Source organism: Arthrobacter pasteuri (assembly GCF_054510955.1).
Window position 1 is genome coordinate 1,680,471 of the sequence record NZ_JBTNDO010000001.1, and the last position, 21,865, is coordinate 1,702,335.

Below are 21,865 nucleotides of genomic sequence, written 5' to 3' on the forward strand. Positions count from 1 at the left end.
GGTCCTGGTCAGCCCGGCTCGCCGCTCCGCTTCTCGTACTCGGTGATTGCCGCGACCTTGCTCGCGGACGCCGACTGCTCGTCGAAACGGTAGCCGAGCCACTCCCGGACCAGCCGTTTGGCCAGTTCGAGTCCGATGACCCGCTCACCGAGGCACAGGACCTGCGCGTTGTTGGAGAGCACTGCGCGTTCCACGGAGAAGGAGTCATGGGCCGTCACAGCGCGGATGCCGGACACCTTGTTGGCACTGATGGCGACCCCTAGCCCTGTTCCGCAGATCAGCAGGGCCCTGTCCGCGCGTCCTGCAGCAATCTCGCCGGCGGCCGCGAAGGCCACACTGGGGTAGGCGGTGTCTTCATCTGGCTGGACGCCGACGTCCAGCACGGTATCGACCTGATCGCTCGACTCGAGGAGTCGTTTCAGCTCCTCCTTGTAGCGCAGTCCTGCGTCGTCACAGCCGATCACCAGTCGTAGTGGTTCCATTCCTTCTCTCCTGTCAGCATCCGCTGCCGCCATGGGCTGTAGGGTCCACGTCACTTCAGTGTTTCCCTGCGGCCCTTGGCTGTCAACGAGACGAGAGTCGCTTCGGTGAGCGCGGAACTCCACCGGAAGGACGTCAGTGTTGACTGTCAACACTGGGATGCGTAGTGTGCTTGACGTCACGTTCAGCAAGAGTGAGGGTCAACGACGATGTTCCATCCCCGCGTGGTCTGCTCATCCATCAGCTTCCGGCACCAGGACCTGCCGACGGCGCTCAAAACCCTGCAGGGACTCGGTTTCGCGGAACTGGATCTGGGGGCCCTTCCTGGAGTGTGCAACCACGTTCCGTTCGTCCTGGACGCTCAGGCCGTCGACGAGGTCGCCTCCGATGTCCTGCGCTCGGGCCTGGGCGTACGTTCGGTCAACGGTGATATCGGGGACCTGAACGCCCGCTTGACGGCGGTCGAGCGGGCCGCCAGGACCCGACACCTCGACATGCTCCTGGCGCTTGCGTCGACCATCGGGGCGGCAGCACTGGTCCTGCCGTGCGGTGCCCCGTCGCACGATCCGCTCGCATCGTTCGACGAGGACCTGGACCTGATCGCCGCGGCCCTGGGCGAGGCAGCCGACCGCGCAGCCGCGGCCGGCGTCGAGATCTGGGTCGAAGCGCCCCACTTCTTCCGCCTCTGCTGGGATATGGACCGTGCCCGGCAATTGCTGGAGCGGGTGCCGCAGGAGTCCGTGGGCCTTGTCATGGATTTCAGCCATATCGTCGCGTCCGGAGGGGACCCGGTGGAATTCGTCCGGCTCTTCTCCGACCGCATCCGCCACGTCCACCTTCGGGATGCGGTACCCGGCAACATCAATCTGAGTATCGGCAACGGGCAGGCGGACTTCGCCGCCGGCATCCAGGCCCTCGCCGACGCCGGGTACCAGGGGCGTTTCGCCCTCGAACTCGAAACGCGGGATGTCACCGACGATCAACGACCGGAAGCCACGGCAGCGGCCGCGCGCTTCGTCTCCCACCTCATCACCAGCAGCACGTCCGGCGTCCTATCCGGCACCGGCAACCAGACACCTAATTAGGAGAAATCATGTCCAGCACTCAACGAACCGCCGTCATCACCGGAGCCACCTCCCCTCGCGGAATCGGTGTGACCACTGCCCGCCGCTACGCCCGGGATGGATGGGCCGTCGTCGTCCTCGACCTGGACGGGGAGACGTCCGCCAAGGTGGCAACGGACATCGGAAATGAATTCGCAGTCCCCAGCTTCGGTTACCAGATCGACGTCACCAGCGAAGCCTCCGTCTCCGCAGCACAGAGCGCCGTGGCGGCCGAAGTCGCGGCCGGCAATCTGCCTCCTGTCGGGGCACTGGCGAACATCGCCGGCATCACGTCCCCCGTCCCGTTCCTCGAGACGACCCTCGAGCTCTGGAACAAGGTGATGGCCGTCAACGCCACCGGCACTTATCTGGTGACGAAGGCCTTCCTGCCGGCGATGCTCGAGAACGGCTGGGGGCGGATCGTCAACATGTCCTCGGTGTCGGCCCAGCGAGGAGGCGGGGTATTCGGGAAGGTCCCCTATTCCGCCGCCAAGGCCGCGATCCTGGGACTCACAAAGGCACTGGCCCGGGAACTGGCCGACAGCGGAGTCACCGTCAACGCAGTCACTCCCGGCGCCGTCGACACCAACATCCGCGTCGGCAGCACCCCGGAGCAGGAAGCGGCGCTGGCACGGGACATCCCCCTCGGCCGTACCGCGACGACCGAGGAGATCGCGGCAGTCATCATGTTCCTGTCCTCCGACGACTCCTCGTACCTCACGGGCACCACGATCGACATCAACGGCGGCAGCCACCTGCACTAAGGGCGGCCGGACCACGTCCAGCCGCCGCCGGGCGCCCCATCAGGCGCCCTCCTGTCCCCTCCTGCGGGACATCCCTCCGTCGACTGTTGACAGTGGATGTGCTTCACGTCACACTTGAATCAGTTCAATGTTAACAGTCAACAAAACCACTCCTCAGCAAAGGATCGATCATGAGCAACGAAGCTCTGCAGATGCGAGGCCACGTCCATGGGACGAAGGACGCCCGCAAAGTAGCTGTCGGTTCCGGTGTCGGCGCCGTCATCGAGACGTACGACTTCATCGGCTTCGGCACTGCCGCGGCCCTCTACTTCGGCCCGGCGTTCTTCCCCGGCGCCGATCCCGTCACCGCGACCCTGGCCTCGTTCGCCACCCTCGGCGTCGGTTTCGCGGCCCGCCCCCTGGGTGGCATCATCGGAGGCCACCTCGGGGACAAGGTGGGACGCAAGCCCGTCCTGGTCGCATCCCTGATCATCATGGGCCTGGCGACCTTCGCCATCGGCCTGCTGCCCACCTACGCGACCGTGGGCATCCTCGCCCCCATCCTGCTGGTCATCGTCCGAATCATCCAGGGACTCGCGTTCGGCGCCGAATGGGGAGGCGCCATCCTCATGAGCTACGAACACGCCCCCTGGAAGTCCAAGGGCAAGTACACCGGCATCGTCCAGGCAGGGTTTCCCGTTGGACTGCTCCTGGCGAACCTCGTCTTCCTTGCCAGCGCCAACCTCATCGGTGACTGGGCATGGCGGATACCGTTCCTGGCCAGTATCGTGCTCGTCGCCGTCGGCCTGATCATCCGGTCCAAGGTCCCGGAGTCGCCGGTCTTCGAGGACGTCAAGGACCACGGCGACATCGTCAAGAACCCGATCGTGCAGGTCATCCGCCAGGACTGGCGCAGCATCGTGCGTGGCATCTGCCTCCGCGTCGCCGAGACGGCCGGCTACGCCGTGGCCGTGACCTACATGATCTCCTACCTCAACACCACCGAGCTCGCCACCCGGACCGAGACCCTGACCTCCCTGTGCGTCGCGTCGTTCATCGGGATCTTCGCCACCATGGGCTGGGCCCGGCTGACCGACCGGATCGGTCGCCGTCCGCTCTACATCTGGTCCTGCGCCTTCGCCGCCCTCTTCGGCATCCCGATGTTCCTGCTCGCGAACACCGGCCTCTTCATCTGCATCATGATCACCATCATCATCTCCTACGCGGTCTGCCAGAACTCCCTGGCCGGAGCCCAGGGAGCCTGGTTCCCCGAACTCTTCCAGGCCAAGACCCGGGCATCCGGAGCCTCCCTGTCCTATCAGGTCTCCGCGATGGTCTCGGGGTTCACCCCCTTCATCACCACCCTGCTGTTCATCCAGCTCGGCTGGCTCGGCCCCGCCCTGCTGTTCTCCACCTACGCCCTCATCGGCCTCGGCGCAGCACTCATGACCCGCGAGACCTGGGGCCCCAGGGAACGGCAGCTCGCCGAAGAAGCCGGCAAGTCCACCCCCCTGCCCCAGCACGTCTGACCGACACATCCACCGGGAACCAGAAAGAGCACCCATGACTCTGACATCCACCCCCACCCAGGACCGCGACGCAGGACCGGCCGGTTTCGGCGACCGGGTCGACAAGGTCGAGACGGCCGCCTACAGTGCCCGCCATCATGCGCTGAACATGGGGGAGGTGCAGGGACAGGGCTACGTCGGCCAGGCGCTGGGCTCCGCCGACATGTTCGCGGCCGTCTACACGGACCAGCTCCGCTACCGGCCCGAGGACCCGCACTGGAGCGGGCGCGACCGGTTCCTGCTCTCCACGGGCCACTACGCCATCGGCCACTACGCCGCCCTCGCGGAAGCCGGCATCATCCCCGTCGACGAATTGGACACCTACGGCTCGGACGAGTCCAGGCTGCCCATGTCGGGCATGGCGTCCTACACACCCGGCATGGAGATCTCCGGAGGCTCGCTGGGCCACGGGTTGGGAGTCGCGGTCGGCATGGCGCTGGGCCTGCGACTGCAAGGCTCCGAGTCGAGAATCTTCAACTTCCTCTCCGACGGCGAACTCGACGAAGGATCGACGTGGGAAGCGGCAATGGGTGCCCACCACCACCAGCTCGGCAACCTCACCGCTCTGGTCGACATGAACGCGCTCCAGGCCGACGGAGCGACCAAGAACGTGCTGAGCATCGAACCAGCGGCGGACAAGTGGGCGTCCTTCGGCTGGCACACCCAGCGCGTGAACGGGAACGACGCCGCCGCCCTCCTGGCCGCGCTCGACACCATTGCCCGCGAAGCCGCTCCTACCGGACGGCCGTCCGTCATCCTGTGCGACACGAAGGTCGGCAAGGGCGTACCCCTCCTCGAAGAGCGGGAGAAGGCCCACTTCATGCGCATCGAGGAACACGAATGGCAGATCTGCCGCGAGCAGCTGACCACCGGATACGAAGGAAAGGCCGCCCGATGAGCACCAACACCAGCACCACCACCGAGGCTCCCGACACCACAACAGCCGTGAAGCCGAAGCTGAAGACGTCCGCGATGATCGCGTCCTTCGCCGACCCGGGCCAGAAGACCTCCCCTGCCCCTTTCGGTCATGCGCTCGTGAAAGCCGCCGAAGCGGATCCGCGGATCGTGGGTCTGACGGCGGATCTCGGCAAGTACACCGACATGCACATCTTCGCCAAGGCGTTCCCCGAACGGTTCTTCCAGATGGGGATGGCCGAACAGCTCCTGGTCGGTGCCGCAGCGGGAATGGCAGAAGCCGGACTCGTCCCCTTCGCCTCCACGTACGCGGTCTTCGCAGCCCGGCGCGCCTACGACTTCCTCTGCCTGGACATCGCCGAACCGAACCTCAACGTCAACATCGTCGGCGGGCTCCCGGGGCTGACGACGGGGTACGGCCCCAGCCACCAGGCGACCGAGGACATCGCCATCTTCCGTGGCATGCCGAACCTCACCATCGTGGATCCCTGCGACTCACTCGACATCGAGCAGGCCGTGCCCCAACTGGCCGCGTCGGAGGGGCCCACCTATCTCCGCCTGCTCAGGGGCAACGTACCGACCGTCCTCGACGAGTACGACTATACGTTCGAGCTCGGCAAGGCCAAGGAACTGCGCCCGGGCCGCGACGTCGTCTTCATCTCCAGCGGCCTGATGACGATGAGGGCCCTGCAGGCCGCCCAGGAACTCGCACGTCATCACGTCGACGTCGCCGTCATCCACTCCCCCACCATCAAGCCCTTCGACAGCGAGACCATCCTCCGCGAACTGGGCAAGGATCGCCTGGTCGTCACCCTCGAGAACCACACCGAGGTGGGCGGCCTGTTCGAGACCGTCGCCGGCGTGGCGGTTCGGCATGGTGCCGGCACCAGGATCGTGCCGATCGCCCTGCCCGACCTGTTCCTCGATGCCGGTGCCCTGCCCACCCTCCACGAGAAGTACGGGCTCTCCCGCGAGCGGATCGTGCAGAAGGTCCTCAGCGAGCTGTCATGACGAACAGCTCGGCCGACATCTCCGGCGCGGGGGGCCGGACCCGCATCCCGTCCGGTTTGTAGGATCATTGTTGACATCAGAATGTCGACAGTAGCGACTGGCGGAGGATTTCCATGACAGCAGCACCAGCATCACTTCTCGGCGGGCTGGCCAGGAGCAACCTGCGTGAGCAGGCCCTCACCGCGCTTCGTCGGGCCATCACCACCGGCGAACTCGCACCCGGCACGCACCTGGTGGAGACCGAGTTGTCCGACAAACTGCAGATCAGTCGAGGCACGCTGCGGGAAGCCATGCGGCAGTTGCAGCAGGAGGGACTGATCTCAGCGGGGGCGCGGGGGCGGCTTGCCGTTCGCCACCTCGGAGCCAGCGACGTGCGGGACATCTTCCAGGTACGTGCCGCGCTGGAAGGACTCGCCGCGCGGATGCTGTCGGAGCAGGACAACCGGGACGCAGTGGTACAGAAGCTCGAGGCCGCGATCCGCCGCATGGAGGAGTCGTCCGACGGCGGCCTCGATGAGCGCATCGAGGCGGACCTCGACTTCCACCAGGCGCTCTGCTTCCTGACCGGGAACCCGACGCTCCTCCACTCCTGGAAATCCCTGGAAGGATCCATCCGGATGAGCGTGATGTACGCAGGAGTGGAACGGGCGCTCAGCAACATGAGCGCCGACCGCCATGCGGGCATCGTCGAGGCCATCAAGACCGGCGACTCCGTCGGCGCGGCCCGTGCGGTCGAAGAACACATGCGGGACACCGCGCACTTCCTCACCGGCACCGGCAGCTGACACCTCCGGCCCCGAGGCCTCCCTCATTCACTGAACCTCTTTCCTCCACTCCTTTCCTCCACTCCTTTCCTCCACTCCGCAGCGACCGGCTGACCGGTCTGGAGCGCCCAATCCTCTGCTTTCCCCGCGGAGGCCTTGAGGCAGGACTCCGCCCTTGCGCCAAAACAGAACCTGATCGCCCGGTTCAGTTGAAGTGCGTGCGGGAGTATCGGAGAGGCTCAGCAGCGGGCCGCGACGAGGAGTTGAGCGCGATGCAGAACGAGGACACCCTGACGGCGATGGAGTTCGCAGGACTCTCCCCCTACGGAACCTGGATGCACTACTGCAACATGGGCGGCTCCACCGACTACTTCGAGCTCACCGCCTACCTGCACGGCCTGTACGAGCTCGACCCGGACGACGCCGACCTCGTCTCGCAGGCCGTCAACGAACTCATCGACGACACCTGCCCGGCAGAGGATGCGAGCATCTGCCGCGCGCCCTACTCCTGGACGCCCACCGGCGGACCACGCCTCGCGGACGTCTGGCAGGACGGCGCGGACAGCGACCGGTCCGGCGCCGGCCCGGTCCAGGTGCCCGTGGACGACCTCGTCGGGCCCCATTCCATCGACACCTTCGGCTCATGCTTCCTGGCAGGAGTGAATGTGAGCGCATTGCGCGGACGGCCCGGCGTGCCCCTGCCACCCGGCGCCCCCGTGGAGTTGCTCGGCGACGTCCTCGACAGCCGCGTGATCGGCCGCATCTTCTCCGCCGGACGCCAGTAGGCCTACCGCCTAGACTGGCGCAGTCCGTACTGCTCCGAGGGGATGCCATGAGCCCGATGATGCGCGCCGCGGTGCTTCGCGCCGCCGAACTGCCCGTTCCCTATGCGGGGAGCGAGCCGCTCTCCCTCGAAATGGTCCCCGTGCCCGAGCCGAGGCCTGGCGAGGTGCTGGTGCGGATCGCGCGCGCCAGCCTCTGCCACTCCGACCTCTCGGTCATCAACGGTTCGCGTATCCGGCCACTGCCGATGGCCCTCGGGCACGAGGCGACCGGCGTCGTCGAGCGCGTGGGCGAGGGCGTCGGCGACGTCCGCACGGGTGACCACGTGGTCCTGGTGTTCGTCCCGGCGTGCGGATCATGCCGGGCCTGCTCGGCCGGGCGCCCGGCGCTCTGCTACCGGGGCGCGGAGTCGAACGGAAGCGGCGATCTCCTGCATGGGCCCGCCGTGCTGCGCACTCCCGACGGTGACCGCATCAATCACCACCTCGGCGTCTCAGCGTTCGCGGACTACGCCGTCGTCGCGCGCGAGTCCGTGGTGGTGATCGACGACGACGTCCCGTTCGACATCGCCGCGATGTTCGGCTGCGCGGCGCTGACCGGTATCGGCGCCGTCCTGAACACCGCCGACCTCCGGGAGGGTCAGTCCGTCGTCGTCTTCGGCCTGGGAGCTGTGGGACTGATGGCCGTGATGGCGGCGGCCCAGGTGCCGGGAACCACGGTGATAGCCATCGATCCCCTTCCGGCCAAGCAGGACCTGGGGCGGCGCTGCGGGGCGCAGCACGCCGGAGCGCCCGACGACGCCGCCCGCCTGGTGGACGAGGTGACCGACGGGGGCGCCGACGTCGTCCTCGAGGCCGTGGGCAGCGCCCGCGTCATGGAAGCGGGCCTGCAACTGCTCGCGCGCGGCGGGGCCCTGGTGTCCGTCGGACTGCCGCATCCCGAGCAGGCCATCACGACGCAGGCCCTGCAGTTCGCGGGCATGGGACGGCGGCTGCTCGGGAGCTACATGGGCGACGCCGTCCCCGAGCGGGACATCCCCGCCTATCTGGACCTGTGGCGGAAGGGCCGCCTCCCCGTGGAACTCCTCCACACCGACACGCGTCCGATCGACGACCTCAACGAGAGCCTCGACGCGCTCGCCGAGGGACGGGTGGTACGACGGATCTTCACGCTCGGCCAGTAGTTTGTTGTCGATGGCACCAAACCTGGATTCGTGCTTACCATGGCGACTGCACGTCTATTCAGAGGAGAACGACAATGCAGCAACGCCAGCTCGGCGGTACTCCGGTCAGCGCACTCGGACTGGGCGGCATGCCCATGTCCATCGAGGGACGCCCCGATGAGGACCGCTCCATCCGCACCATCCATGCAGCGCTCGACGCCGGCGTCACCCTGATCGACACCGCGGACGCGTACCACCGCGACGCCGACGAGGTGGGGCACAACGAGTTGCTCATCGCGAAGGCCCTGGCCACCTACGGCTCGGACAGCTCGTCCGTGCTGGTCGCAACCAAGGGTGGCCACCTGCGTCCCGGCGACGGATCGTGGACGCTGAACGGCCGCCCCGACTACCTCAAGGAGGCCGCGAAGGCCTCGCTCAAGCGCCTCGGCGTCGACGCGATCGGCCTGTACCAGTTCCACCGACCGGACCCGGAGGTCCCCTACGAGGACTCCGTGGGAGCCGTGAAGGACCTGCTCGACGAGGGCGTGATCCGCATGGCGGGTATCTCGAACGCCACGGTGGACCAGATCAAGCTCTCGAACGAGATCCTCGGCGGACGGCTGGTGTCGGTGCAGAACCAGTTCTCGCCCGCCTTCCGCTCCAGCGAGGACGAGCTCAGGTACTGCGGCGAGAACGGCATCGCCTTCCTGCCGTGGAGCCCGCTCGGCGGCATCAAGAAGGCCGGCGGGCTCGGCGAGCAGTTCACGCCGTTCCAGGAGATCGCCGACAGGCACGGGGTCAGCCCCCAGCAGGTATGCCTGGCCTGGGAACTCGCCCTGGCACCGACGGTCATCCCCATCCCCGGGGCCTCACGCCCCGAGAGCATTCGCGACTCGGTCCAGGCTGCGGAGCTCGAGCTCACGGCCGATGAGCTCGCGACGCTGTCCGGCACCCGCTAGACCTACCGCCCCGCACCACCGACGCCCGCCCTTCCTGGAGAAGGGCGGGCGTCCCAACGTCACGTGCGCCGGGAGCACGCGGGCAGCCCAGGCTGGAAGCATCAGGGGCGGACGACCAGGCAGCCGACGTCGGGCAACGAGCGGCCCGAGTGTCAGGCCGTCGCTCGCGATGCGAGATCCATGGCGACCGCGCGGACGGGCGCCCCGTCCACGCCCGCAAGGGCGATCGGCAGCGCCGAGACGAACGGATCCGCCCACGTCACATCGGCCAGGTTCGTGAGGTTCTCGATGATCGCGCCGCCCGCCCCGAGGACGATCGCGTGGAACGGGAGGTGCCCGTCATTGTGCAGGGTCGAGTCGGGGCTGAGTGTGTCGACGCCGACCACGGAGATCCCGGCAGCGAGCAGTCCCTCGCCCACCTCGGGAGTGAGAACCGGGTGTTCGAGGTACCGCGAATTGCCGAACACCGCCGACCAGCCGGTGTCGAAGAGCACCATCGAGACGCCCTCCAGGTCCTTCAGCTGGTCCCGTACCGACGCCCAGGTCACGAGCTCGTGCGGCGCGAGGTCCGGGCAGCGCACGATCCTCGCCGGTCCCACCAGGCGTGCGAGGTCGAGTCCGTCGACGGACTCGCCGCCCGGGATCGAGTGCAGCGGGGCGTCGAGGTGCGTGCCGGTGTGCGAGCCGGCATGGAGGGCGGCCACCTGGTAGCCGTCCTCGGCGACGGTGGCGACCGTTGTCAGGGTGACCTCCGGGTCACCGGGGTACACCTGCATCCCGGTGTACACCGGCTGCGAAAGGTCAGCGATCCGCATCTGTCCTGCTTGCCTCCGGGAGGTCCAGGAGATGCGTGTGGGGGCGGCTCGTGCGGTCGATCCGCCCCGTTCCGGCCGCCCAGCCCCAATACAGCAGGGCGGAGAGCACGAAGGTGGGGATCGTCGCACCGATCGGGCTGGGGACGACGTATGTCAGGAGAAGCGACGCCCCGGCACCCACGAGCCAGACCACGACAGCGGCGATGTTGACGCCGCCCCGGTACCAGTACTCGCCCCCTGTGCCCCGCAGGATGTCGCTGCCATAGTGACGGCTTCGCACGAGGTAGTAGTCCACGATCATGATGGCGAACACCGGGATGAAGAGCGCTCCGATCACGGTCAGGAAGGCGGTGAACTGGTTGAGGAGCGCCAGCCAGGTCGAGCCGAGGACCGAGATGACGCCGAGCACGATCGCCGTGGGCAGGAACGTCACGCGGCGCGACGGCACCATGTTCACGACGGAGGACACCATGCCGTAGACCACCATGGTGTTGGTGGCCATGACGGACAGGAAGATCACGACGGCGAGCGGCGCACCGAAGGCCGCGACGATCACGGTCGGGTCGAAGGCGACGGCCCCGCCTCCGTCCAGCACCACGTAGGCGAGGGCAGTGGCCCCCAGGGTCATCGCGAGCACCGTGGAGAGGAGGTATCCGACCCCGGAGCCGACGATCCCTGCCGACTGGGTCCGGGCGAGGCGGTTGAACTCGGCAGAGAGGACCGTCCAGGAGATCGCCGTCGCGATGACGACGTCGAGCGCCGCGACGGCGGTCCAGCCCCCCGCCGGATCCAGGGGCAGCGCTGCGAGATCCGCCGGACTGTAGGCGAGGAACGCCACGATGAAGATGTAGGCCATGAACGCGAGGATCACGAGTGCGAGCCATGGCTCGACGCGGGCAATTCCCGCGTGCCCGAAGATGGCCAAGCACACGACGAGCAGCTGGCACAGGACGGAGAACAGCACGGGACTCGAGAATCCCGTGGCCTGCGCGACGAGGAAGTTGACCGTGACACCGGCGAGCATGGCCTGTACCCAGCTCCACCCCATCAGCGTGATGACGTTCGCCGCGACCGGGAGGAAGGACCCCCGCAGGCCGAAGGACCCCTTGGTGAGGGACATGGTGGCCAGCCCCGTCCGGGTCCCCATGTTGCCGACGAGTACCAGGACGGAGCCGCCGATCAGCGTGCCGAGGACGATCATCCCGACCGCCAGGCTCCAGCTGATGCCGGGGACGAACAGCGTTCCCGTCAGGAGGGTGGTGACCACCAGGTTCGCTGCGAGCCAGATCATCCCCATCCGCCCCGCGCCGAGGCTCCCCCGCAGGGGCCCGTAGCCGTCGGAGTTCCTGTCGAGGTGATCGGACAGCCGACGGTAGGCGGACTGCCGGGGTGCTGTGGAGTCGAACGTCATGGCGCCCCTACTTCCGGGAAATCATCGGCGGGACGGGACTCAGGTGTTCGTGAACTGCTTTGACCGCGTCACCGACGCGATGGAAGACGATCGTCTCGCGCTCGCGCGATGTGTCGGACACGTCATCCGTCGTCGTCGTGGTGAGGACGTCGTGGGTGAAGACCGCCGTTCCTCCCAGGAGCTGCACCCGCTGGTTGCTGCTCAGGCACTCGGTCACGCGCCAGCCGTCCTGGAGCCAGCGGGCCCACAGTTCCTCGTAGGCCGGTCTGCTGTCCAGCCTCTGGTCCTCGCCATGGAAGACGAAGGTGGCGTCCGCGGTGAAGCAATCGAAGTACCGCCGGGTATCAGTGGCGCCGAACGCCTCGACGACGGTCGCTGCCGCACGGAGCACGTCATCCTCGGTCAGCTGATCGGTGGGCATGGAAAGGCCTTCCTGGTCCGGCGGAGTTGCTCATTGGTCAACAAATGTTGTTCAGAAGAGTGTCTGTGACAGGAACCACATTGTCAACGGGCCTGCGTTCGACGGCCTGCAGGCGGGAGGGTGGCGCGCAGCCGGGAAGGACGCGTTGCTAGGGTGAAGCCATGTCTCCGAACCCTGTCGCCCTCATCACCGGTGCGTCCCGCGGCATCGGCCGTGCCATCGCCGACGAGCTGGGCTCGACGCACCACCTACTGCTCGGCGGCCGCGACCTGACCGCCCTGGCGCACCTCTCGGCGTCCTTCCCGTCCGCGGAGCCGTTCGCGGCGGAACTGCGCGACGCCGGCCAGGTCGCCGCGGCAGTCGCGGGCATCCCCCGCCTGGACGTCCTCGTGCACTCGGCCGGCGTGCTCCGGATGGGCGCGATCGCGGAGCTGTCCGACGACGCGTGGCGCGAGAGCTTCGAGGTCAACGTCTTCGCCGTCGCATCCCTCACGCGCGCCCTGCTGCCGGCACTGCGCGCGGCGGGCGGCCAGGTCGTCGCCATCAACAGCGGCTCGGGCTACACCTCCGGGGCCGGATCGGCGGTGTACAGCGGCACGAAATTCGCGCTACGGGCTTTCACGGACGCGCTGCGGGAGGAGGAGCGCCCGAACGGCGTGAGGGTCAGCTCCATCCACCCCGGCAGGGTGGCCACGGACATGCAGGAGGAACTGCATGCGTGGGAGGGCAAGGACTACCGGCCCGAGGCCTGGATCCGCCCGGACCAGGTCGCCAAGGCCGTACGGCTCGCCGTCGACGCGTCGCGGGAATCGGCCGTGGAGTCGCTCAGCATCCGACCCTCGGGTATAGCGCTGGCGTAGTATCCGTGCAGGCTCGCCGCGTCGGTCCGCGCAGAGGCAGAACGGGTGGCCCGCCGGATCGAGGAACACGCGGAAGGTCGTGCCCGGCTGGTAGTCGTGCCGAACGGCGCCGAGGGCGATCACCGCGGCCTCGTCGAGGTCGTCGACCACCACGTCGGGGTGTGCCTGCTGGGGCCCGGACCGGGCGGGACCGAACGCCGCCCCTCAACTCCGGTGGACCACGCCCGGCCTGCCGAACTGCGTCTGCACGCCGGGCGAGAACAGAACCGACTCCGGTGGGCCTTCGACCCGGAATCCGGCCGCGCCCAGCAGCCCGTCGTCGAACTTCGTCAGCGTCGCCGGGTGGAGCAACCAGGGATGGTGGGTGTTGGGGATGTAGAGGGTCCTCCCGGCAAGCGTGCTGTGCAGCCCGAAACGCGCCGTGAGCTCCAGTGACAGGGTGTCCTCCGCTGTCCGGTCCGGATCCGGCCGGACCACGAAGCGGGACGTGGCCTGCCTGCGGTACCGGACGACGTCGTACCCGTACTCCCGCCGCGCACCCTCCCCGCGCTGGATCGGGGAGCACCTCGACCACACGTACGGGATCCCGCCCGCACGTGCAGCGAGCACGACGGCGAGGCGTGACGCGTCGAGGGTCACGAAGACGACGCCTCGCGTGCCGTCGGGTCCCCGCGAATAGAGCCGGACGTTGATCTCCGGAAAGGACCCGAAATACGGGACAGGTAGGCCCCTACCCAGCCCGGCTCCGACCATGCGGAAGCCGATCAACCCCACCCAGGACGAACCGTCCACCTCATCGGGCACCACCCCCGGGGGCAGGTAGGGTGCTGCCACCTCGGGTGCGATCCGCCAGTGCAGGAACACCGCGTCCGCCCAGCGCTGGTCCATGATCACGGGACGCGGCAGCGCGGGTGCGAGGTACCGGGCGGGATCCTGCTGGTGGCCGGCCGTCACGCGGACCGTGCCCTAGAACGCATAGCGGATCCGGCAGTAGGGCAGCTCGGCCCCGGCCAGGCGGAGGAACTCATCGAGGTAGCCCCGCTTCTCGTAGGCGATGTACCGCACGTTGGTGAATCCATTCTGCGACCGTTTGGTCTCCTGGAGGTCCGGCCGCCACAGAATCTCCTCGGCTTGCGGGTGCCAGCCCATATTGATCTCGTGCAACTGCTGGTTGTGCGTCAGGAAGATGACCTCCGCTGCGAGCTGCTGCTTCGCAGCCGGTGAGAGCGCAGCATCCAGCTGCCGGAAGAGTTCGCGCCAGTCCTCCTGCCAGCCGGGCGTGATGATCACCGGCGAGAAGTTGACGTGCACCTCGTACCCCGCGTCCACGAAGTCGTTGATGACGGCGATCCGCTCCGCAACGGGTGTAGTGCGCACGTCCACCGTGCGCGCGAGCCTCTCGGGCATGAGCGAGAACCGGATGCGCGTGCGTTCCTGCGGGTCCCACGACAGCATGTCCTGGTTCACGTACTTGGTGGCGAAGGAGAGTTTCGCCGTGGGTAGCTCCCGATAGAGGTCGACGAGGTCCCGCACGTTGTCGCTGACCAGCGCGTCCACCGAGCAGTCGCTGTTCTCCCCGATGTCGTAGACCCACGCATGGTCGTCGCACTGGTTCGGCTCCAGCTTCATGCCCTGCCGGGCGACGTGCCGTTCGAGGTACCCGCTGATCTGGTCGATGTTCGCGAAGACCGTGATGGGGTTGCTGTAGCCCTTGTGGCGCGGGACGTAGCAGTAGGCACAGGCCATCGCGCAGCCATTGGCCGTCGAAGGTGCGATGAAGTCCGCCGACCTGCCGTTGGGCTTGGCTGTCAGGGACTTCTTGATGCCGACGACGAGGGCTTCGGTCTTGATCCGCGCCCACCGGCGGACGTTGGCCTCATCACCGCTGAGTTCGGGGATCCGCCAGTGGCTCGCCACCTCCACGACCTCGGCCTCCGGCCAGCGCGCAAGGATCTCCTTGCCCCTGGGCAGCTCGGCCGCGGCCGGCTCGACGTAGATACGGCTGATCTGGAGCAGCTTGCTGGGCTGGAGCATGCGACCTTTCGAGTGGCGGCTTTGCCCCCAACATATCGGCCCCCACCGACATTTCCGGACCCCCTGACAGCCCCCGTCCGCGGCTCAGCTCTCCGCGGGAGACCCCGCTGCTCGTCCGTGCTGCGACCGGCCGCCGACGGAAGAATGTGCAGGCCGGCGCGATTGGCAGTACACTAATTATTAGCCCACTAACCTTCCGCCGCAGAGCAGGCCCTCCTCATGGACACCAGAACGGACGACGACCTCCTGCTCGAGCGCCAGCTATGCTTCGCGCTGTCCGTGGCATCCCGCAGCGTGGTCGGCGCCTACCGGCCAGTCCTCGAGAAACTCAACCTGACCCATCCGCAGTACCTCGTGATGCTCGCCCTATGGGAGGAGAGTCCGCGCACGGTGCGGAACATCAGCAAGGCGCTCGCCATGGAGTCCGCGACCCTCTCGCCGATGCTCAAGCGACTGGAAGCGCTGGGGCTGGTGACCCGTACCCGTGCTGCGGGGAACGAGCGCGCCCTTGCCGTCGAACTCACCGCAGCGGGCCGGAAGCTCCGCGCCGATGCGCTCCAGGTTCCGGTGACCATGATGGAACGGCTTGGACTGACCCGCGAGCAGGTCGGGACCCTCAACGACGCCATGCACGCCATCATCCGGGCGACGGGAACCGACCTGCCGCCCTCGAGGCGCGAAGCATGACTCCCCCGACCGTACGAACGACACCAGGATAAGGATTACCCATGAGCAAGAAGGATCCGCTGTCCGTGCGTTTCATGACGGCCACCGGAAAGCTGCGCATGTTCTTCGGCCCCGCCCAGCGGGGCACGACGTCGGGGCCGATCGTCTACCGCGACGACGAGGCCCAGCGCCTCCGGCAGGAGGAACTGCAGCAGTGGACGGTGGTGCGCAACCCCGACGGCTCGACCTACCTCAGGCAGAACGGGGAGTAGCGGCCGCCGGATCGGTCTACTGATTGGTAACTTGCGGAATTCTTGCGTCTGCAGCGCCGACAACAGGCCAAATCGGTGGCACACTATTGCAGTCAACGTTTTCTGCCCATGGGGACTTTCAGGGCGCCCTCTTGACTTAGTAAAGGTCTCACCTATATGAGCACGCAGCGCCCGTCCGTCAGCACGCCCTCCGCCGCCTCCCGGCTGCCGAGGACCACGCTCCTCGTCATGCCCGGCGGGCGGGATGCGCCGGGCGCCGGAGTACTCGCCGACCACCTGGCCGCCGAGACGGAGGGGTTGCTCGATTCACTCGAGGGAACCGTCGCCCGCCTCGCTCTGGCGCACCGCTCGTGCATCCCCGACCCCTGCGAGCGCGCGATGGACGACGAGGCTTTCGCATGGGTACAGCAGTCCCTCGAGGACATCTCGGCGACCCTGCGCGGCCTCACCCTCGGGCGCGCTGCTGATGATGCTGCCCCCGCCGGGGCCTCCTTGCACACGGTGAACGGCTCGGCCTGACGAACTACCGAGCCGTTCACGGAACGATGGGCTGACCTCCGCCAGGGCGGAGGTCAGCCCATCGCCGTCAGGGCCGGATCTAGATGGACTGCCGGACCCGGATCCCGGCCCTGCCCATGGCGTCGGTGTAGGCCGACTGGATCTCCTTGAGCCACAACTCCTGATTGGCGGGCGTACCCTTGAAGGCGCGCTCCCCCGGGGAACGGACCTCGTAGATCTTGAATCCGCGTTTGGCGATGGCACGGTTCTCGAGCTTCATGAGCCGGCGCGCAGCCTTGTGGGCATCGGCGCCGTGGGCCACGAGTGCCGATGCGCGGGGAACCTGCTGCAGGAAGGTCAGGAGGGGCTTCACCCCATCGGTGATCTGCTCCATCGTCAGCGCGCGTTCCTTGCCCTCGGGAAGGTACCAGGGGTGGGCATTCCATGGCATGAACGCGTCGGGGCGAAGGCCGATCGCCTCGTAGATTCCGGCCATGCGGATCGAGCTGGGGTCGTCGTTCTCGAACGAGACGAACCCCGACGGCAGCGATGCTCCCGGATTCGAGAAGAGGCTGACGATCTTGCAGCCGTCGACATCGTGGATGGGATCGATGTACGGCACACCCGACCCCGGCTTGGACTCGGCCAGCGCGTCGCAGAGCCGGTTCACGTCCTCGATCTGTGGATCGTACCGCTGTTCCCATTGCTGGGCCCGATACGTGGGGTCTGCCATGCGCTGTACCAATTCCGCCTCCTCGCGGACGGCGCCTGGGGTGGCGCGAACGTGTCCGCAGACTTCCAGCCTACGCCAGTCGTCCGCGGGCACCTCTGCAGCTGCATCAGCATCGATGAGTCCTCCACCCTGGAGGGGCAACGCCCGGGACAGTCCGGCTGCCGACCTCCGGGCAGGGCCGGTGCGGAGGCCGGCGGGTGCCGGTCTCCGCACCCGCAGCGTCAGGCGAGGGTCGACAGGTAGGGATCCCAGTCGTCGGGCAGCGGCTCGGCGGCGGCTGCCGTGCTCAGCAGCGGGACGAACTCGCCCGTCGCGATGCTCTCGGAGATCGACACCATGGCATCGAGCACGTGGTACGCCATCTCGCCCTGCGCACGGTGCGGACGTCCCTCACGGAGGGCACGTGCCATCTCGAGGACACCGCTGCCGCGCGTCGACGTCGCCCCGACCGCCGCGACGACCTCGGGTTCATCCGCCCCAGGGCGGGTGAGCAGCAGGTCGCCCGTGAAGTTGTTCGGGTCGGGGAAGGCGAGTGTCCCCTCGGTTCCGGTGACCTCGACGAAACCCGCGCGCTTGAGCGGCGAGTCGAAGCTGAAGATGCTCTGGGACGACCCGCCGCCGGCGAACTGGGCGATCGCGCTGACATGGGACGGGACCGTCACGTCGAAGACCTCGCCGGCCTTCGGGCCCGATCCGATGGTGCGCGTCTCCCTGGACTTCGAGCCGATGCCGGCTACCTTCGTGATGGCTCCGAAGGTCTGGACGAGGGCCGTCAGGTAGTAGGGGCCCATGTCGAACAGCGGCCCTGCGCCCTCCTGGAAGAGGAACGCGGGGTTCGGATGCCAGGACTCAGGTCCTGGCGACTGCATGAGTGTCAGCGCCGTGAGGGGGACACCGATGTCCCCCCGCGCCACCAGGCGCAGGGCGGTCTGCAGGCCCGCACCGAGGAAGGTGTCCGGAGCACACCCGAGCCGGACCCCTGCAGCGTCGGCGGTCTTCAGGAGGCCGATGCCGCTCTCCCGGTCCAGTGAGAAGGGCTTCTCGCTCCACACGTGCTTGCCGGCGCCCACGGCGGCGGTCGCGACCTCCACGTGCGCGGCGGGGATGGTCAGGTTCACCACGATTTCCACGTCGGGATGGTCCAGGGCATCCTGCACGCCCCCGGATGCCGGGACGCCGAACTCGGCGGCCCGCGCGGCAGCGACCTCCTCGAACATGTCGGCGACGATGTGCACCGTCACGTCGGGGAAGCTGGTGAGATTGGCCAGGTATTCCTTGCTGATAACTCCGGCACCGATGACGGCGACACCGACCGGGCCTGTGCGGCGGGTCCCCGCGGCCTCGATGCTCATTTCTTCCCCTCGGTCAGGTACGCCAGGCTGTCCGCGACGGCGGTGAAGATGTCGCCGTCGAAATCGTCGAGTTCCACGACGGCGGCTTCGAGGCCGGAAGCGGCGCCCAGCACGTCCCAGACACGCATCCGGCCGGAACCGACGGCCACCTGCTCCTTGTCGTTCTTCGTGAGCGGTCCGTCCTTAATATGGACGAAGCACACGCGTTCACCCAGTCGGCGGAGCAGTTCCACGGGGTCCTCGCCGCCCACGGCCGCCCAGTACGTGTCCACCTCGAGGACCACTTCGGGGTCGAGGTGACCGGCGAGGACCTCGAGTCCGGAGACCCCGTCGATGCGCTCCTCCAGTTCGAACGCGTGGTTGTGGTAGCCGACGGTGATGCCGTACCCGGCACCCTTCCTCGCCGCCGCATTGAGCGCCTCGGCCGTGTCCTTGATGTCGGCGTCCGACGTCCAGTGGGACCGCTCCACGTGGGGCTCGATCACGGTGCCGATGCCCAGCGTGCGTGCTGCCTCGAAGATCTCGTCCTGATCGGCACGAAGGAGCGGCGCGTGCCCGGACGGCGCGGTCAACCCGTTGGATGACAGTGCTTCGGCCAGCTCGTCCGCGGTGGCGACGAAGTTGTAGGGCTCGACGGCGGTGTAACCCAGCTCGGCGACGCGCTTGATGGTGCCGGGAAGATCTTCGCCTAGCGCCGTCCGCAGTGTGTAGAGCTGGAGTGAGTACGTCACGGGTTGTTCTCCTCGCTGAGAAATGGGATTACTGAACCGGTTCAGGTGATGGGTCGAACCTAGGCGATAGGCCCGGGCCGGTCAAGGAATCGCGGGGCTATTGTGTAAGCCATGGCCAAGGAAACCATCGCCGGTCTCGCGCAGCGCCTGGGCATCTCAAAGGCATCCGTCTCCTATGCGCTCAACGGCCAGCCGGGAGTGAGCGAGGTGACCCGGCGTCGCGTCCTGGACCTCGCCGACGAACTCGGGTGGTATCCCAGCTCCTCCGCCCGCGCCCTCTCCCGGTCCCGCGCAGGCGCCGTGGGGATAGTGCTGTCCGCGGACCCCCTCCTGATCGGCACGGAACCGTACTACATGGGCCTTCTCGCCGGCATCGAGACTGCGCTCGCCGAGGGCGACATGGCCCTGATGCTACGAATGGTGGGCAAGGACCCGGCGCAGGAGCGGGCTACCTACGAGCGCTGGGCCGGAGAGCGGAAGGTGGACGGCGTCATCCTGTTCGACCACCGCCATGCCGACCCCCGCCCCGCACTGCTCGAGCGGCTGAGGCTTCCCTTCGTGCTGCACGGAGCACCGGCCGAGGAAGGCGCCGCTCCGCGATCGGGGACCACGACCGACCACGCCCTGGACGCCGCCACCATCGTCGACCATCTCCACCAGGCCGGTCATCGGCGGATCGCCCACGTCTCCGGCCCCCGCAGCTTCCTGCACGAGGAAGCGCGCATCAGGGGCGTGCAGGACCGCGCCGACCGGCACGGCATCTCGGTCACCCGGTACGAGGCGGACTATTCGCTCGATTCCGGCCGCGCTGCAGCCCTGACGCTCCTCAGCGCGGAGGAGGGGATCAGCGCACTCGTCTTCGGGAACGACCTGATGGCCATGGGCGGCTTGCTGGCGATGCGCGCTGTCGGCCTGCGCTGCCCGGACGACGTCGCCCTGGTGAGTTGGGACGACTCCCTGCACTGCGAGCTGGCCTCGCCCTCCGTCACGGCGCTGGCCCGCAATCCGGGCCTGCAGGGGCGGGTGGCCGCGGAACTGTTACTGGGACTGCTGGACACGGGCGATGTCCAGACGGGCCGCATGCCTGCCGGTGACCTCGTCGCCCGATCGAGCACCGGCGCCCTACGATAGGGCACCATGGACTCTCCCGACGCCCGCCCCCTGCCTGCAGAACGCGATGCCTCGGCCCGCGGACTCGACGTCGTCCTGGTTCCCAGGACGGACGACGGCACCTTCGACGACGCGGCGGCTGCCCAGGGCCTCTCCGGTGCCGATGGCGTCAAGACGATGGTGGCCAAGGTCAGCGGCGGGACCACGGTCTTCGTGCTCATCCCGGGGACGCGGCGACTGGACTGGGCCAAGCTGAGGTCGCTGCTGGCGGTGAACAAGGCGTCCCTCGTGAAACCGGAGGCGGCACTCGACATCACGGGATACGAGTCCGGGACCATCACACCACTGGGCAGCAGCAGTGTCCTTCCGGTCTACGCCGACGAGCGGATCCCGGGACGGCGTATCGGCATGGGCTCGGGCTCCCGGGACTATCTGCTGTTCACGGATGCCGATCCGCTGCTGGCGTCGCTCGGTGCGACCGTCGGTGACATCACGTCGGAGCTTCCCACGGAGGAAACCACGGAGGAACCCGCTCCCGCGGCAGCCACCCCCGAAGGTTTGGCTACAGGGCCACGAGGGCGTCGATGATGTCGCAGGTCTCCGTGCGCGTCGTGTAGTCCACCCGTGGGTCGATGAGGCGGATGGTGCCCGTGGCGTCGGCCACGACCACCGTGGGGAACGGGATGGCACCGGTCCCGTCCATGTTGAGGCCTGCCACGTCGATGCCCAGGGCTGCCTGCGCCTGCACCACATCGGAACCCGGCACCGTCACGATCCCGAGGCGCGCGGCCAGGGCATTGCCCCTGTCCGCGTAGAGGGCGAAGCGAAGTCCATCGTCCCGGGCGGCCCGGACCGCCGAATCCGGCTCCTGCGGACTGATCGCGATGAGCCGCGTCCCGAAACCCTCGACGACGGGACGGAGCTCGCGCTGGTACGTCTTCAGTGCGATGCTGCAGTAGGGACACCAGGAACCGCGGTAGAACACGATGATGGCGGACGCGGCGCCGAGCACCTCGCTCAGCCGCATCCGCTGTCCTCCCGCTTCGTACAAAAAGGAGTCGGGAAGCGTGTCGCCCACTCGCGCGATCCCCTGCGGGAGACCGGCGCGGCGGAGGTCCTGCTGTTCGCGGGCGAAGACCTCGGCGAGAGCAGGGCCGATCTGCGCCTCGAAGGACGGGGTGAACTCGTCCACCTGCGAGGCGATCGTGTTCGTGAATGCCGGTCCTTGATTCATCTGTTCCCCTCGCCAGACGCGCCACGGGAGCCTCGATACCGTGGCAGGACCCATTGTGGTGCACGACACACGAAATTCCCAGCAAGGCACCCCTTCCTGTCCTGCCGCCCGGCACGGATCCGAGAGGCCCTGCGTGCCGTCGGTCTCCGCGGTGCCGGGACAGCCTGCGGAAGACCTGCACGAATCCTTCGGCATACCTCGGGCGCAGAAGCCCCTCGCGGGGCAGCCCGCTCGGGACAA

25 protein-coding genes and 1 pseudogene are annotated in these 21,865 nt (G+C 67.8%); 15 read left to right on the forward strand and 11 right to left on the reverse strand.

Annotation, left to right across the window (positions count from 1 at the left end; genetic code table 11):
• Nucleotides 1–8: 8 nt before the first annotated feature.
• Complete coding sequence (locus tag ACX80H_RS07905; protein WP_459312338.1) at nt 9–482, reverse strand: ribose-5-phosphate isomerase; 474 nt, start codon at nt 480–482, stop codon at nt 9–11.
• Between the two features lie 207 nt (nt 483–689).
• Between ACX80H_RS07905 and ACX80H_RS07910 the strand changes: the two genes are divergently transcribed.
• The 9 genes from ACX80H_RS07910 (at nt 690) to ACX80H_RS07950 (ending at nt 9,488) form a co-directional block, all read left to right on the forward strand.
• Nucleotides 690–1,565 (forward strand): sugar phosphate isomerase/epimerase family protein, encoded by an 876-nt coding sequence (locus ACX80H_RS07910; RefSeq protein WP_459312339.1) that lies wholly within the window; start codon nt 690–692, stop codon nt 1,563–1,565.
• 8 nt (nt 1,566–1,573) lie between these two features.
• Entirely contained in the window at nt 1,574–2,347 is a 774-nt protein-coding gene (locus tag ACX80H_RS07915; protein WP_459312341.1) for an SDR family NAD(P)-dependent oxidoreductase, read from the forward strand.
• A 170-nt stretch (nt 2,348–2,517) separates the two neighbouring features.
• A complete protein-coding gene (locus ACX80H_RS07920) occupies nt 2,518–3,855 on the forward strand; it encodes an MFS transporter (RefSeq protein ID WP_459312343.1) in 1,338 nt (445 codons plus the stop codon).
• 34 nt (nt 3,856–3,889) lie between these two features.
• A complete protein-coding gene (locus ACX80H_RS07925) occupies nt 3,890–4,792 on the forward strand; it encodes a transketolase (protein WP_459312345.1) in 903 nt (300 codons plus the stop codon).
• Entirely contained in the window at nt 4,789–5,820 is a 1,032-nt protein-coding gene (locus ACX80H_RS07930; RefSeq protein ID WP_459312347.1) for a transketolase family protein, read from the forward strand. Before ACX80H_RS07925 ends, ACX80H_RS07930 begins: the two co-directional genes overlap by 4 nt.
• 113 nt (nt 5,821–5,933) lie before the next feature.
• Nucleotides 5,934–6,605, forward strand: coding sequence for a GntR family transcriptional regulator (locus tag ACX80H_RS07935; RefSeq protein ID WP_459312348.1), 672 nt, complete (start codon nt 5,934–5,936; stop codon nt 6,603–6,605).
• 251 nt (nt 6,606–6,856) lie between these two features.
• Nucleotides 6,857–7,369, forward strand: a complete 513-nt coding sequence (locus ACX80H_RS07940; protein WP_459312350.1) for a hypothetical protein — start codon at nt 6,857–6,859, stop codon at nt 7,367–7,369.
• Between the two features lie 59 nt (nt 7,370–7,428).
• Nucleotides 7,429–8,550, forward strand: coding sequence for an alcohol dehydrogenase catalytic domain-containing protein (locus ACX80H_RS07945; RefSeq protein WP_459313387.1), 1,122 nt, complete (start codon nt 7,429–7,431; stop codon nt 8,548–8,550).
• Between the two features lie 74 nt (nt 8,551–8,624).
• Complete coding sequence (locus ACX80H_RS07950) at nt 8,625–9,488, forward strand: aldo/keto reductase (RefSeq protein ID WP_459312351.1); 864 nt, start codon at nt 8,625–8,627, stop codon at nt 9,486–9,488.
• Between the two features lie 152 nt (nt 9,489–9,640).
• On the opposite strand, the gene ACX80H_RS07955 is transcribed toward ACX80H_RS07950, so the two are convergent.
• From ACX80H_RS07955 to ACX80H_RS07965, 3 genes are read right to left on the reverse strand one after another with little or no spacing between them, the layout of a single operon-like run.
• Entirely contained in the window at nt 9,641–10,303 is a 663-nt protein-coding gene (locus tag ACX80H_RS07955) for a cyclase family protein (RefSeq protein WP_459312353.1), read from the reverse strand.
• Nucleotides 10,290–11,714: a purine-cytosine permease family protein gene (locus ACX80H_RS07960; RefSeq protein WP_459312354.1), complete on the reverse strand. Its 1,425-nt coding sequence runs from the start codon at nt 11,712–11,714 to the stop codon at nt 10,290–10,292. Before ACX80H_RS07960 ends, ACX80H_RS07955 begins: the two co-directional genes overlap by 14 nt.
• Before the next feature lie 7 nt (nt 11,715–11,721).
• On the reverse strand, nt 11,722–12,135 hold the full coding sequence (locus ACX80H_RS07965; protein ID WP_459312355.1) for a YybH family protein: 414 nt from the start codon (nt 12,133–12,135) through the stop codon (nt 11,722–11,724).
• A 161-nt stretch (nt 12,136–12,296) separates the two neighbouring features.
• Between ACX80H_RS07965 and ACX80H_RS07970 the strand changes: the two genes are divergently transcribed.
• The gene (locus ACX80H_RS07970) at nt 12,297–12,995 is read left to right on the forward strand and encodes an SDR family oxidoreductase (RefSeq protein ID WP_459312356.1); all 699 of its coding nucleotides are present in this window, start codon (nt 12,297–12,299) and stop codon (nt 12,993–12,995) included.
• Nucleotides 12,996–13,025: 30 nt separating this feature from the next.
• Here ACX80H_RS07970 and ACX80H_RS07975 read toward each other — a convergent pair.
• The 3 genes and pseudogenes from ACX80H_RS07975 to ACX80H_RS07985 all read right to left on the reverse strand — a co-directional run.
• Nucleotides 13,026–13,184, reverse strand: a pseudogene (locus ACX80H_RS07975) (VOC family protein); the annotation flags it as partial.
• 15 nt (nt 13,185–13,199) lie between these two features.
• Entirely contained in the window at nt 13,200–13,883 is a 684-nt protein-coding gene (locus ACX80H_RS07980) for a YqjF family protein (protein ID WP_459313388.1), read from the reverse strand.
• Between the two features lie 78 nt (nt 13,884–13,961).
• The gene (locus ACX80H_RS07985) at nt 13,962–15,029 is read right to left on the reverse strand and encodes a spore photoproduct lyase family protein (RefSeq protein WP_459312358.1); all 1,068 of its coding nucleotides are present in this window, start codon (nt 15,027–15,029) and stop codon (nt 13,962–13,964) included.
• Nucleotides 15,030–15,248: 219 nt separating this feature from the next.
• Here ACX80H_RS07985 and ACX80H_RS07990 point away from each other — a divergent pair, with 219 nt between their 5' ends.
• From ACX80H_RS07990 to ACX80H_RS08000, 3 genes are all read left to right on the forward strand, one after another.
• Nucleotides 15,249–15,716, forward strand: coding sequence for a MarR family winged helix-turn-helix transcriptional regulator (locus ACX80H_RS07990; RefSeq protein ID WP_459312360.1), 468 nt, complete (start codon nt 15,249–15,251; stop codon nt 15,714–15,716).
• Nucleotides 15,717–15,757: 41 nt separating this feature from the next.
• Nucleotides 15,758–15,967 (forward strand): hypothetical protein, encoded by a 210-nt coding sequence (locus tag ACX80H_RS07995; RefSeq protein WP_459312362.1) that lies wholly within the window; start codon nt 15,758–15,760, stop codon nt 15,965–15,967.
• Between the two features lie 156 nt (nt 15,968–16,123).
• Nucleotides 16,124–16,486, forward strand: a complete 363-nt coding sequence (locus ACX80H_RS08000) for a hypothetical protein (protein ID WP_459312364.1) — start codon at nt 16,124–16,126, stop codon at nt 16,484–16,486.
• 79 nt (nt 16,487–16,565) lie between these two features.
• Here the strand turns inward: ACX80H_RS08000 and ACX80H_RS08005 are convergent, their stop codons facing one another.
• The 3 genes from ACX80H_RS08005 to ACX80H_RS08015 all read right to left on the reverse strand — a co-directional run bounded on the left by ACX80H_RS08005 (nt 16,566) and on the right by ACX80H_RS08015 (nt 19,281).
• Complete coding sequence (locus ACX80H_RS08005) at nt 16,566–17,198, reverse strand: uracil-DNA glycosylase family protein (protein ID WP_087074068.1); 633 nt, start codon at nt 17,196–17,198, stop codon at nt 16,566–16,568.
• 221 nt (nt 17,199–17,419) lie between these two features.
• Nucleotides 17,420–18,550 (reverse strand): Gfo/Idh/MocA family protein, encoded by a 1,131-nt coding sequence (locus ACX80H_RS08010; RefSeq protein WP_459312367.1) that lies wholly within the window; start codon nt 18,548–18,550, stop codon nt 17,420–17,422.
• Entirely contained in the window at nt 18,547–19,281 is a 735-nt protein-coding gene (locus tag ACX80H_RS08015) for a sugar phosphate isomerase/epimerase family protein (RefSeq protein WP_459312369.1), read from the reverse strand. Before ACX80H_RS08015 ends, ACX80H_RS08010 begins: the two co-directional genes overlap by 4 nt.
• 111 nt (nt 19,282–19,392) lie before the next feature.
• Between ACX80H_RS08015 and ACX80H_RS08020 the strand changes: the two genes are divergently transcribed.
• Complete coding sequence (locus tag ACX80H_RS08020) at nt 19,393–20,412, forward strand: LacI family DNA-binding transcriptional regulator (RefSeq protein WP_459312371.1); 1,020 nt, start codon at nt 19,393–19,395, stop codon at nt 20,410–20,412.
• A 6-nt stretch (nt 20,413–20,418) separates the two neighbouring features.
• Nucleotides 20,419–20,979 (forward strand): aminoacyl-tRNA deacylase, encoded by a 561-nt coding sequence (locus ACX80H_RS08025; protein WP_459312373.1) that lies wholly within the window; start codon nt 20,419–20,421, stop codon nt 20,977–20,979.
• Here ACX80H_RS08025 and ACX80H_RS08030 read toward each other — a convergent pair.
• Nucleotides 20,954–21,625, reverse strand: a complete 672-nt coding sequence (locus ACX80H_RS08030; protein WP_459312375.1) for a peroxiredoxin-like family protein — start codon at nt 21,623–21,625, stop codon at nt 20,954–20,956. The two genes, ACX80H_RS08025 and ACX80H_RS08030, sit on opposite strands and share 26 nt — an antisense overlap.
• Nucleotides 21,626–21,865 lie beyond the last annotated feature (240 nt).